9 protein-coding genes are annotated in these 13,427 nt (G+C 46.6%); 3 read left to right on the plus strand and 6 right to left on the minus strand.

The annotated features are described in order from the left end of the window. The first annotated feature begins 29 nt into the window (after positions 1–29). Both D0T66_RS14495 and D0T66_RS14500 read left to right on the plus strand, forming a co-directional pair. Positions 30–1,523: a calcineurin-like phosphoesterase family protein gene (locus D0T66_RS14495; RefSeq protein ID WP_185154850.1), complete on the plus strand. Its 1,494-nt coding sequence runs from the start codon at positions 30–32 to the stop codon at positions 1,521–1,523. A gap of 92 nt (positions 1,524–1,615) precedes the next feature. Continuing rightward, positions 1,616–3,856 carry a glycoside hydrolase family 31 protein gene (locus D0T66_RS14500; protein ID WP_163358030.1) on the plus strand — a complete coding sequence of 747 codons (2,241 nt, stop codon included), beginning with the start codon at positions 1,616–1,618 and terminating at the stop codon, positions 3,854–3,856. Positions 3,857–3,940: 84 nt separating this feature from the next. Here D0T66_RS14500 and D0T66_RS14505 read toward each other — a convergent pair whose 3' ends face one another. The 6 genes from D0T66_RS14505 to D0T66_RS14530 all read right to left on the minus strand — a co-directional run bounded on the left by D0T66_RS14505 (position 3,941) and on the right by D0T66_RS14530 (position 10,896). Continuing rightward, positions 3,941–4,453 carry an ECF transporter S component gene (locus D0T66_RS14505; RefSeq protein WP_163358031.1) on the minus strand — a complete coding sequence of 171 codons (513 nt, stop codon included), beginning with the start codon at positions 4,451–4,453 and terminating at the stop codon, positions 3,941–3,943. 12 nt (positions 4,454–4,465) lie between these two features. Then, positions 4,466–4,897 carry a DUF1893 domain-containing protein gene (locus D0T66_RS14510; RefSeq protein ID WP_163358057.1) on the minus strand — a complete coding sequence of 144 codons (432 nt, stop codon included), beginning with the start codon at positions 4,895–4,897 and terminating at the stop codon, positions 4,466–4,468. Between the two features lie 18 nt (positions 4,898–4,915). Further along, complete coding sequence (locus D0T66_RS14515; protein ID WP_163358032.1) at positions 4,916–6,784, minus strand: TonB-dependent receptor; 1,869 nt, start codon at positions 6,782–6,784, stop codon at positions 4,916–4,918. Between the two features lie 8 nt (positions 6,785–6,792). Further along, the gene (locus D0T66_RS14520) at positions 6,793–8,181 is read right to left on the minus strand and encodes an aldo/keto reductase (RefSeq protein WP_163358033.1); all 1,389 of its coding nucleotides are present in this window, start codon (positions 8,179–8,181) and stop codon (positions 6,793–6,795) included. Between the two features lie 8 nt (positions 8,182–8,189). Further along, on the minus strand, positions 8,190–9,713 hold the full coding sequence (locus tag D0T66_RS14525) for a 4Fe-4S binding protein (RefSeq protein ID WP_163358034.1): 1,524 nt from the start codon (positions 9,711–9,713) through the stop codon (positions 8,190–8,192). Between the two features lie 442 nt (positions 9,714–10,155). Continuing rightward, the gene (locus tag D0T66_RS14530; protein WP_163358035.1) at positions 10,156–10,896 is read right to left on the minus strand and encodes an NUDIX domain-containing protein; all 741 of its coding nucleotides are present in this window, start codon (positions 10,894–10,896) and stop codon (positions 10,156–10,158) included. A 198-nt stretch (positions 10,897–11,094) separates the two neighbouring features. Between D0T66_RS14530 and D0T66_RS14535 the strand changes: the two genes are divergently transcribed. Next, positions 11,095–13,407 carry a glycoside hydrolase family 3 N-terminal domain-containing protein gene (locus tag D0T66_RS14535; protein WP_163358036.1) on the plus strand — a complete coding sequence of 771 codons (2,313 nt, stop codon included), beginning with the start codon at positions 11,095–11,097 and terminating at the stop codon, positions 13,405–13,407. The last annotated feature ends 20 nt before the right edge of the window (positions 13,408–13,427 follow it).

Consider the following 13,427-nt stretch of genomic DNA (forward strand, 5'->3'; position numbering starts at 1 on the left):
CAACTGATATAATTAAAATTGGATAAATCATGAATAAAATAATGAAATTATTACTGATAGTATTCCTCTCCGGTATTTTCCTGAACTGCTCGGATGAGGACAGGCCTACGAGAGAGGGCGGCAACAATAATTCGGCCGGCTCGATAAAGGTCAAAGAAGGAATGAACCTCGTAGGGATGGTCTTGGACGGAAACACCCCGATAGAAGGTGTTGTCGTAAGTGACGGATATACTGTCACAAAAACTGATGAAGACGGTATATATCAGATGAGCGCCAACAGAGACGCTAAGTTTGTATTCCTTTCGGTTCCTGCCGATTGCGAAATACCGGTGGGTGCAAATAATATCCCGAAAATCTATAAGACTATCGGTGTTATTAAGCAGGGAGATGTATTGCGCCGCGACTTCTCGTTGAAAAGAACTCAAAAAATTGAGAACTTCACCTTGTTGGCATTGGCTGACGTACAGATCGGAAATAGTACTGATTTGAATCTTCTGAAAGTAGAAGTCCCTAAAATAAAGAGCTATATAGACAGCAAAATTACTACACCTGTTTATGGAATTTCTTTAGGAGACTTAGTGTGGGATAACATGCCTTATCTGCAACAATATGCAGAGGAGACAGGTTTGATTGGTGTTCCGACATTTCAGGTGATTGGAAATCACGACCATAATAAGGCTGTTTTATCTGACGATGCCGGATCAGCTGTGGATTTTGAAGCTAACTTCGGACCTACTTATTACTCTTATAATATCGGAGATTGCCATTTTGTTGTGCTCGACGATGTTTTGTACACCGGGGATAAGAATTACACAGGTAATATTACACAAAATCAGTTGGATTGGTTGAAGAAGGACTTGGAACATGTTTCTAAAGATAAGTTGATTATTTTGGGAGTACATATCCCTACTAAACGTAGAAATTCTTCCGGAGCAGTATCCAACAATCAGGATTTGTATACCATTCTTGACGGATATAAAGTACGTATATTATCAGGGCACTCGCACAATAACTATACGACAACTATATCACCCGATATAGAGGAAAATACTATGGGATCGGTTATGGGTGCATTCTGGTCGGGAGATTTGTGTAACGATGGTAGCCCACGTGGTTATACTATTTACGAGATTGAAGGGAATGAGATCAAAAACCGTTATTATAAAGGAACGAGCCACGACCGCGATTACCAGATGTATCTCTATAACATCGGCGAAGCTGTTACGGTAAGCAGACAAGACGGCTTGATATTTAATCTTTTCAACTGGCACACAAACTGGACAGTGAAAGTCTATGAAGATGGCGTATATACTACTACTCTGACCAACAATGTAAAAGAACTGGATCGCCGTGCTTACGATTTCATGGATGGCCCGAGCAAACCGGCTTACCGTCCGAGCGCAGAGCCGGAGAGAAATAACGATCATATGTTCTATTATAAGCCGTCGGCATCGTGGAGTACGGTGAAAGTAGAAGCGACAGATCCTTATGGAAATACATATATTCAATCGATAAACAGATAAAATAAATGTAAGAGAGAGGCTGGCTATCTCCGGCCTCTCCCTTTCTATTTTCCGAACGATAAAAACAACATCCTTTAATAATTTATAAGTAGATGAGAGCAAAAGTAACATTACTCTTCTTAGCCTTTGTGTGTTTACTGACAACAATGTCAGCACAAGAATATAAAAACCCTATTGTGTTTGGCAACAACCGCTTAACGCTGGTTTCGCCGACACTCTTCCGTCTCGAATATGCCGAAGGTGGTAAATTCGTAGACGACAAAACCATGTTTGCCTACAACCGCGATTCGCTCTTGCAGGACTTCGAGGTGAAGAAAATAGATGACCGCAAGTACGAAATCACGACTTCGGCTCTGCGTATGGTTTTCGACAATGACGGATTTCCGTTCGGGCTGCACAACTTCCACGTATTCTATAATATGAATGGGAAAGAGCAGAAATTTACCATCCGCAACATCCACAAAAACAATCTGGGCGGAGCTATCTCTACCCTCGACCGTGTGAGCGAGCCTATTCCGTTGGACGATGGCTTATTGAGCACCGACGGTTGGTATATCATCGACGATGCAGGCAAAGACATCCTGAAAAATGACTGGCTTGCACCTCGCGACCGTAGCCATGTGCAGGACTTATACTGTTTCGTGTACGGCAAGGATTACAAAGCAGCATTGAAAGACTTGGGACGTATCAGCGGGCATGTGCCTATGACGCGTAAATATATACACGGCGTGTGGTATTGCCGTTACTGGCCTTACACCACCGACGAATACCTGCAATTGGTTAATGAATATAAGGAAAATAATTTCCCGCTGGACATTATGGTATTCGATATGGACTGGCACACTTACGGCGCAACCGTAGGTACAGGACATGCCGGCACAAGAAGCTGGACAGGCTATACATGGAACAAAGAATTGATTCCCGATCCTAAAAACCTGATTCAGACTTTGCTGAAAGATTCGATATACGTTTCGCTGAACGAGCATCCGCATGACGGAATCCGCCCGCACGAATCGATGTATCCTGAATTTATGCAGGCTATGGGTAAGAAAGCTGACGGATCATCTATCCTGTTCGATGCCGGAGACAGAAAATATATGACCAACTTCCTCAAATATGCTCACGGCGAAAGCTGGGATATGGGAGTTGCTTTCTGGTGGCTCGACTGGCAACAGAATTACCTCTATCACAATGTAAGAGGATCGCAGACAACCAATCTGACATGGCTGAATAAGCTTTATTACGACGATTCGGCTCGCAACGGATTGCGTGGGGCAGGGTATAGCCGTTGGGCAGGATTTGGCGACCACCGCCATCCTATCCAGTTCTCGGGCGACGCTCATGCCAATTGGGAGATGCTGGCATTCGAAATAGAATTGACAAGCACCAGCGGAAATGCCGGTTGCTACTACTGGGCGCACGATATTGGCGGATTCTACGGAGGGAAAGATCCCGAACTATATACCCGCTGGACGCAATTCGGAGCGTTGAGTGCCGCTTTGCGTGTACACTCACAGAAGAAAGCCGACTTAGACCGCCGTCCGTGGATATGGGGCGAACAGGCTACTGAAGCTACCCGCAAGACATACCATTTCCGTTCCGAAATGTTGCCGTATATCTACTCCAGCGTCAGAGAAACGCACGAAACGATGGTGCCTCTCAACAGGGCGATGTATATCGATTATAGCGAAGAGAAAGAAGCGTACAAGAATCCGCAAGAATTCATGTTCGGAGACTTGCTGCTTGCTGCGCCTATCACACAGGCTGGAAAAGGAGAGAATAAAATTGCTTCGCAAACAGTCTGGTTTCCTGAAGGTGATACATGGTTCGACTTTTTCGATGCTACCGGATACAAAGGTGGTACCAAAACCGAAATCAGCAAAGATATATACGAGTTTCCTTTATTCGTAAAAGGTGGTTATATACTGCCTATGCAGCCATACAGGTCGCGTCCGGCTTCTGCGCCGTTGAGCGAACTCGTGTTGAGGGTTTATCCCGGTGCAGACGGAGCAGACAATACCTTCTCGCTCTACGAAGACGATGGTGTGTCTACCGAATATGAAAAAGGGAAATATGCTAAAACGGCTTTGAACTATAAGCAATCGGGCAACAAAGTCACGCTGACTGTGAACCCGACAGCGGGAGAATACACAGGGCAATTGGCTAAAAGAGCATATACAGTGGAATTGGCAGGATGGGATAAGGTGAAATCGGTGAAAGTGAACAAAAAGACCGTGAAACCGACTTACGATGCCCAAAAGAAAATGTATATCATCAAAATCAAGCCCGAATCGATACGAAAATCTATAATACTAAATATAGAGGTTGGTTAGAGGTTAATATTTTTTTTTAGTGATCAGGGTACCCGGTAGAGAAGCGTCTTTACCGGGTATTTTTTGTTGTAAGGCCTGAAAACCTTATTTTCTGATTAAATACTTGATAAACAGATAGCCGCCTATTATTTGCAGTACCATTCCCGGGATGCCTAAGCGGAAATCCTGAACAGCAACATAGAAGTCGCCTTTGAGTATCCATTCGCCCAATACACCCACAACTTGGTATGACAATACGACGGCAATCAGGATAGGAATGGAAATCCGCTTGAAGTAATGTGCTGCGAAACCTGCTGCCAGTGCGAGCAAAGATGATTTCATGACGATTTCGGGTAGTACGTTTATCATCGGCATGCCGAATAGCAGATGGTTTATTACCGGCGATAGTATTGCCGTCAGCAATCCTAACTTCCATCCGTATTTGAATGCCCCTATCAACGTGAAAAAGTAGATAGGCAGCAAGATAAGCCCTCCGTTGGGTATCAGGTGCACCAATTGCGGCAAGACAATGTTACCTGCGACAAAAGCGGCTGCTATGAGGTAAGTCTTTGCCTGTGTATAACTTAACGAATAGAGTTTTAAAGTTGTTGTTCCCATTTTTATATAGTGTTATTGTTGTTTATTACTTTTCATTTTTTCTACAAAACCCTCGATCAGCTTATAAAGCTCCGGTAGCGAATCCGTTGCCAGACAGATGCTTTCCAGCGGACAGCTGCCCGATTTATCCCTGTTCTCGATGAAAGGGACGAGTTTGCCATATGCTACTTCTATTTGATGCTTTCTTAGCAAAGCCATTGCTGCCTCGCTGATTACGTCGGTATAAATATATTTCACTCCCCCGGTTATCATCAGGGCTGCTGCGCCTTTGCCGACTACCTTGTCGGCTACCGAAGCTCCTTCTAAGAAAGGACGGTCGTTTTGCAGCAATTCGTATATATCGGCAACGCCCCGCTTGGTGAATGTGCGGACGTCGTCGCCGTTGGATATTACGCAGGAATATCCTCCCGTATGCAATCGTTCGATAATCGTTTTATTGTCCATAATGATATTCTTCACTTTTTATAAATTAAGCAATGCTCCCGCCATGAATGTGGCGCGCGGCATCGGATAACCAAGCATCGTTTCGTATCTCCTTGCCAGCAGGTTATCCCCTTTGACAAAGAGGCCGAGCCATTTGTAGGCTTGATATGACACGCGGGCATCAACTAAGGTATAACTGCTCGCTTGAGGCGTATTTTCGGTAGCAAGATACAGCTTGCCGATGACCTGTGCCCCTGCATTGAAAGAGAACTTACCCGGATGATAGGTCAGCCCTGCATAGAACTTATTTCGTGGCGAGCCGGTAATAAGCTTATCCATGTGCAGGTAACTGTAGTTGCTGTGCAGGGCAAGATTGTTCAGTATCTGATAGTTCAGGCTGACTTCTACCCCTTTGTTCGCAAACTTTCCGGCATTCCGGTTTTGTGGGTGCCCTCCGACCTGAACAACCTCCACTATGTTATCGCCTTTGATGTAGAATAGCGTCAATTCAGCCATCAGGCGATTGTCGAATAATCCTTGCGAGACAGTGAAATCATAGCTCAAACTGCTTTCGGGCAGCAAATCCTCGTTGGCAGAAGCATACATGTACAACTCGCGGAGGTTGGGGGTGCGAAAGCCTTTCGATACCGAGAACTTCAGATGCGTCTGTTCCGTCGCTTTCAGCGAGAAACCTCCCTGAGGAATCCATTTGCGGCCGTATAATTTATGGTTTTCCAAGCGGATGCCGGCATTGAGCATCAAAGGGCCTAACGCCTGCTGGGCAAAAAGGTATCCGGCTACTTCGTGTAGCTTGATATGGTCGGCATAAATTTCTGTCTGCGGATCGCGATAGGCATTTCCGCCGTATATTTTCGCGTCGAATCCACCTGTTATGGTATTACCTTGGAAGAGGTTTACCGATTGGTAAATATTCACCCCACCCATATAATCGGTCGATTTGAAGAGGTAGGGGCGTGGCGTTCCGCCTGCAAAATATCCGTCATTTATCTTGTGGTCGCCCCAGTTGTAGAAGAAATTGGCAGCCCCGCTGGTTTTGTCGTATTTATTTTCGACAGATAAGCCCGACATGCCGCGCAGGACATTGGCTTTGCCGTCGAGCATAGGTCTGCTTGCCGTACCGGGATTGTTCGAATGGGATTTGGCAATATTGACATTACCCGTTACTTTCCATTCTTCGGCAAATTCGTAGCCCAGTTTTGTGAATCCGCTCAGCGATTCGAATCCTGAATTTGTACGATGCCCGTCGGTGCGTTCGTAGTTGGCGCTGGCCACGCCGGAAAATTGTCCGTTGCGGTAACTGTCCGTAAGCGAATAGCGCTGCGTACCGTAAGAGCCACCCATCAACCGCGCCGATAGCCTGTTGCCGTCTTCGAGTGCTTTGCGGGTGATGATGTTGATAGCGCCGCCCATCGCATTCGACCCGTAGAGGATGGATGCCGCGCCGCGCGATACCTCTACCTGTTGGGCTTCGGAAGCGATATAGGCATCAGCCACAGGGTGTCCGTAGATAGTCGCATATTGCGGATGCCCGTCGATGAGGATAAGGACGCGCCCTGCACCTCCCGAGAAGCCGCGAAGATTAATCCCTCCTGCCGCGCCGCCCGATACGCCATATCCGGCAATACCGCGTGAAGTAACAAAGAGATTCGGTACATGCTTCATCAATACAGGAAGCAGATTTGTTTCTTCGCTTTGCTCGATGGTTTCGCGGTTTACGATGCTTATCGGCACAGGAATCATCTCGCGCTGAACGGGTATGCGCGAGCCTGTAACGACAACTTCATCCAGCCTGTAATTCTTCTGCGTGGAAGTGCTGTCGTTTTTGTTCTGGCTGAATATTGCCTGTGATAGACAGAGGATAAAAATGATAGATACAATTTTCTTCATCTTCGCTTTTAAAAGTCGAGACTTTGCTTCAACTGTTCGGTGTAGGCATCTATACGCCTCATTTCGGACGGGATATTTATCCTTTGCGGGCAAAGAGGCTTGCAGATGTCGCATCCGATGCAATGGCTTGCCTGTCGCAGTTTCGGTACGCTGCGGTCGTATCCGACGAGGAATGCCCGTCGCGCCTCCTTATACTTCTCATCCTTAGAACTTTTCAGCCTGTATCCGGCACTTACGATGCGGTTGTAATGCCCGAATACGCCGGGGATGTCGAGCCCGTAAGGGCAAGGCATACAATATTGGCACTCGGTGCATTGGATATAGTTGGAGTTGACCAGTATGTCGGTCACCTGTTCGAGCGTTTCGTATTCCTTCTCATTCAACGGTACCAGAGGGGCATAGGTGCGTATGTTCTCCTGCAAATGCTCCATATAGACCATGCCGCTAAGGACAGAGAGCACATTGTCGGGCGTGCCTGCATACCTGAATGCCCATTGTGCCGGCGTATGATCGGGATGGATTTCTTTCATCATATTAAAAGCCTGCACCGGCACTCTTGCAAGGCGTCCGCCAAGGAGAGGCTCCATGATAATAGCCGGGATATTGCGCTTTACTAACTCGGCATTGAGGTATTCGGCGTTTACATTCATGCCGGTGGCATATTTCCAATCCTGATAATTGAGTTGTATCTGGCAGAAATCCCACTTGATATTCTGTGCGAGGATGTAATCGAACACTTCGACGACGCCGTGGAAAGACCATCCCAGATTGCGGATGCGTCCTGCTTCGCGTTCTTTTAGGAGGTATTCCAGCAGCCCGTTGTCGATGAAGCGGCTATGGAAATCTTCTTTGCTCCGCCCTATGTTGTGCAGCAGATAGTAGTCGAGATAATCGACCTGTAAGTCTTCCATCGATTTTTTGTACATGGCTACCCCGGTGGCGAATGTGTTGTCGCCTCGCATATTAGATGCTTTGGTGGCAATGAAATACTTATCCCGCGGGTGGCGGCTCAACGCTTTGCCTGTTGCCGCTTCCGACCATCCCCGCACATATACGGGTGCAGTGTCGAAATAGTTTACCCCGTGCGCGATGGCATAGTCTACCAGTTCGTTCACCGTGTCTTGATCCACTTCTTCCTCGCCTTTGCTGTTGGTGCGCAGCGGCCAGCGCATGCAACCATACCCGAGCAGCGAAACCTTATCTCCTGTATGCGGGTTTATGCGGTATGTCATCTGGTCGGTAGGCACTTCTCCTATGGCGCCGCCTTCGGCCGATACAGTATTGTCAGGCTTACATCCAACAAGTGTTGTTGCCGTGATGGCAGAACCGACGCCCACTGTTTTCAGGAAGCTCCGGCGGCTTATATCTTTTTTATTCTTGTTCTTTTCGTTTTTCATATCCTCATTTAAACTGCGTGATGTCTAACATTACCTTCTACATATATCGCGCTGAACGGCCGTGCAGGGCACAGGTTTTCGCAAGCCCCGCACCCGATGCAGAGTTCGTTGTTGATAACCGGTATTTTCAGCGACTTTTCATTGTCGGGATCGCGCTTAATCAGCGTAATAGCGCCTGTCGGGCAATGACGTTCGCAATTGGTACATTGTATTTCGTCCCTGTTGACCACACAATTGTCTTTTATCCATACGGCAATGCCGATAGACAGGGCTGACTTGTCGGCGGCGGTGATAGGCTTGATGGCGCTTGTGGGGCATACCTGCGAACATTCGACACACTCGGGGCGGCAATAGCCTTCCTCGTAGGTTATTTCGGGCTGCATGAATGTCTCCAACTTGCTCGAAGGGACTAATATATTGTTAGGGCACGCCGACACGCATAGCTGGCAGGCTGTGCAATGGTCTTTCATATTTTTGGCACTCAATGCACCCGGCGGGACGATAGGCGTTTTTCGGTCGGGGATTTTCTTTTCCTCTATTTCGGCCAATCCGCCGTCGACATGCAATTGCTGCGCTTTGATTGTGCTGCTTACGGCGAGCGTCCCCAATAGTGCCAACAGGCTACGGCGCGAAAGGCCATCGTCGTTGTGCTCTATATTCGACGTGTTTGAGGCGGTGGTTTGCTCTGTTGCCGCTTTTTTGCTGCCCAGTTTGACAGGAGCATATTTTATGGCGCCCGACTTACATTTATCGATGCAGTTGAAGCAGGTCACGCAGCGGCTATGGTCGATAGTCATATTCTTCGAGTCGATGCACGATGCTTTGCAATTCCGTTCGCACGCCCGGCATTTGGTACATTTATCTTCTACGAATGTCAGCCGGAAGAAGGAGAATCTCGACAGGAAGCCGAGAATTGTACCCACGGGACAGATCGTATTGCAATAGGTGCGTCCGTGCCGCCATGCGAGTATTCCCACGGCTATCAGTGTAGCTACTGCCACGCCGAATATTATCCAGCTTTTTATCCATACGTCGGTCGAATAGAATGCGTAGCTGTCGGCATGCTCCGCGGCGGCAGCCAGCAGGTTGTTGCCTGTGCGATAGATAGGTGCCAACAGGTTAGAGGCTATGCGCCCGTATGCCGCATATGGGTCGAGGATGGAAACAACAGCGCTCACGTTGAATAGGAGAGCCACAACAAAGAGTGCTGCTACGCCATAGCGCAGCCACGATTTGGCGGATGAGTAGCGGAAACGGTTCTTTTTCTTTTTTCTCCTTGCCGACAGGTTGGATATTCCATCCTGAAATACGCCCAACGGACAGATGACCGAGCAGTATATCCGCCCGAAGATGAGCGTGAGAACGACAAGGCCTACGATAACTGCAACATTGACAGCGAGTATGGCGGGGATGAGTTGTACTTTGGCCATCCATCCAAACCAATGATGCAATATTCCTGTGAAATCGAGGAATAGGAGCGTTATCAGTAGGAAGAATATAGCAGCCGTAAAGGTTCTGACTTTTTTTAACATAACTTGTCTGATGATGTTGTTTATTACTGATTGTTGAAAATGGTATTTCGTTTAAGTTGTTTCTATTTTTTTTCTGTCCTTATGCGATCGCCGGTTACGGCATCCCGTATCGGATGCAAAATGCACAGCGTTCCAATCTTTTATAGTTGCGACTCCGAGCAGTCTGTATATTGTAATATTGCCTCTGCTTTGTAGAAAATCCGGTAATTAAAAGGGTACTTAAATATATGCCTTATGCTGTGGAATCAACATTTAACATATTTTCTACTCGACTACCTTATCAGGAGTATAATCATTTATTCTATTGTAGGCTCCCTCGCACTTTTTTACAGACCTACCTGAATCACTTGATGATAAAAGTAGTATTTTGTATATAAATCTGAAAAATATATGTATTATTTCTGTCGATATATTTCTATAAATATTGTTAAATGAGGTAGTTTTAGAGCAGTTCCTTATCCATGTCGGGCGCACGGAAAGAATAAAGGATGGGAGGGTTATACGTCTTGCCGCTCACCGTCTCGTCCAACTGTACCACCGAGCCTTCGGATAATATCTTCCGCTGGAAGTTTCGCCTATCGAATTCCTTTTCCATGATGATTTCGTATATCTTGCGCAGTTCGGTCATGGTGAATTTCTCGGGCAGCAACTCGTATCCGATGGGGATGACAGGCAGCATGGCACGGATGGTTTTCAACGCTGTCTTTATGATGTTTTCGTGGTCGGACTGCAAATGAGGCAGCTTCTGGATGTCGTACCATTTCAATGATTCGTCGGGAGCGGCAGATAGTTTGACGTTGTCGTATTTGACTAATGCGTAATATCCCATCGTAATGAACCTTCTTAAAAGCCATTTTCCTTCCTCTTCCGAAGAGGCATTCCTGTTTATGTAATTCTTGTTTTGCTCCATATCCGTTCGCGTCGGGTCGCTGAACAAATGAAACTGGCGGAGGAACATATTCCTTGTGCCCGTATGATGTTCCAGAATGCGGTAAGCTGCTTGTTCGGAATCCTCGTGGTTGTACATAAATCCTCCGAGCAAAGACCAGTAATCTTCTAATGCGAATTTTCTCAGCAATACCTGTAATTTCCGCTTATGGAAGCTGAATATCACACAGTCTACCGAAAATCCCGGGTGTATATCTTCTTCTTTGTAGTAATAATCAAAATTATCTTTTTTCATTTTCTATATCAAACGTTGTGTGCTTTATACTGCAAAGATACTAAATATAATAGAATCCTCTTTTTAATTGATGCGTCTATTTCACGCATAAAATATGTTGTAAAACATAAATGCGTCTTTTTTACGCATATTTTTGTTTGTTTTTCAAATTCAATGAATATATTTGCGTCATAGTAACGCATAATTATACCCTATATCATGAAAAAATATATTCCAATATTACTGTTAGGAGCGTTTAGTCTACAATGTACTGAACCTGCTAAAACTTCAGCCGAATTTGTGACAGTCCACAATGAAGGAGGGGCTACTTTAGGCTATTCGCCTTCGTCGGGGGTGAGTATTCTCGAAGTTGACGGATTCAGCTTCAAAGACCTGAATAAGAATGGCGAGCTCGACAAGTACGAAGACTGGCGACTGTCAGCCGACGAAAGAGCCAAGGATTTGGCATCTAAAATGTCTGTCGATCAAATAGCCGGACTCATGCTTTATAGTGTGCATCAGATATTGCCTGCCCCGGCAGAGGGTTTTGGTGCGAGTACCTATAATGGTAAACCATTCAACGAGAGTGGGGCAGCTCCGTGGGATTTGACCGACGATCAGAAAAAATTCCTGAAAGAAGACAATCTCCGGCATATATTGATAATGAACATCCAAAGCGCAGAGGTTGCTGCCAGATGGAATAATAATGTGCAGGTATATCTGGAAGGACTGGATTGGGGGATACCGGGCAACACAAGTTCCGATCCTCGCCATTCGGTGACGACGAGAGCTGAATTTAATGCCGGAGGAAGCAAGATTTCCGAGTGGCCTCGCGAATTGGGATTAGCGGCTACTTTCGAGCCCGAAGTCGTGAAACAGTTTGGCGAAGTAGCATCGGCCGAATACCGTGCATTAGGGATTACAACAGCCCTTTCGCCGCAGATAGATTTGGCTACCGAACCGCGGTGGTTCCGTTTTGGGATGACTTTCGGTGAAGGGACTGAACTTGTGACCGATATGGGGCGTGCCTATGTCGACGGATTCCAGACATCGGAAGGCGAAGACGAAATAGCCGACGGATGGGGCTACAAAAGCGTGAACGCCATGGTGAAACACTGGCCGAGCGGAGGTCCCGAAGAAAGCGGACGCGATGCACACTGGGCTTCGGGTAAGTTTGCCGTATATCCGGGCAAGAACTTCGACGAGCACCTGAAACCTTTTACCGAAGGCGCTTTCAAACTGAATGGCAAGACAAAGATAGCTTCGGCTGTTATGCCATACTACACCATTTCTTATGGCCAATCGCCGGATGGAACAAATTATGCTAATGGATTCAGTAAATATATCGTAACCGACTTGTTGAGAGAGAAATACGGATACGACGAGGTGGTGTGTACCGACTGGCTGATAACTGCTGACGAAGGTAAAACTCCGGGCGATTTTGCCGGAAAACCTTGGGGTGTTGAGGCTAAAACCGTTGCCGAAAGACATTATTTTGTCATCAAGGCCGGAGTCGATCAATTCGGAGGAAATAACGATAAACAGCCGGTTCTCGAAGCTTACCAGATGGGTGTGCAGGAATTTGGCGAAGAATATATGCGCAAACGTTTCGAGCAGTCTGCTGTGCGTCTGTTGAGAAATATATTCCGCTTAGGCTTGTTCGAAAATCCATACCTCGATCCTGCCGAAAGTATGCGTGTTGTCGGAAACGAAGAATACATGAAAGCCGGATACGAAGCGCAGTTGAAATCGACTGTACTGTTGAAAAACAAACAGCAGGTGTTGCCGGTGAAAGAGCGCAAAACGGTATATATCCCTAAAACATATACGCCGGCTACCACCAACTGGTGGGGAGTGTGGAGCGAATCGTCGCTGGATTATCCGGTAGATTTGGACGTGGTGAAGCAATATTATGATGTGACAACCGATCCGCACAAGGCCGACTTTGCACTGGTATTCGTCCTCAACCCGAAAAGCGAGCATAATGGCTATTCGGCAGCCGATCGGCATGCAGGAGGCAACGGCTACATTCCTATCTCGTTGCAATATAGTCCATATACCGCAACCGATGCACGTACACATAGCATTGCCGCAGGCGATCCGGTGGTAGATCCTACGATAACCGACCGTTCGTACAAAGGTAAAACTTCGCGTACGTCCAATGCCAACGACCTGGAAGTGCTGCTTCGTGCACGTGATATGATGGGGACAAAACCGGTGATAGCAGTGGTGGATGTTACCAATCCGATGATATTCAACGAATTCGAAAAAGAAATGGACGGTATCATTGTCCGCTTTGGAAGTTCGGAGCAATCGGTGCTGGATATTGTATCGGGCAAGTACGAACCATCGGGGCTATTGCCTGTGCAGATGCCGGCTGACATGAGTACTGTCGAAAAACAATACGAAGATGTGCCGTATGACATGGAATGTCATAGAGATACAGAAGGAAATGTATATAACTTTGGATTCGGGCTCAATTGGCAAGGAGTTATCAAAGATGCCCGTACCGAGAGATATAAAATCAGATAACCAATAACCTTATTTAAAAA

Source organism: Dysgonomonas sp. 25 (assembly GCF_010501075.1).
Taxonomy (GTDB): Bacteria; Bacteroidota; Bacteroidia; order Bacteroidales; family Dysgonomonadaceae; genus Dysgonomonas.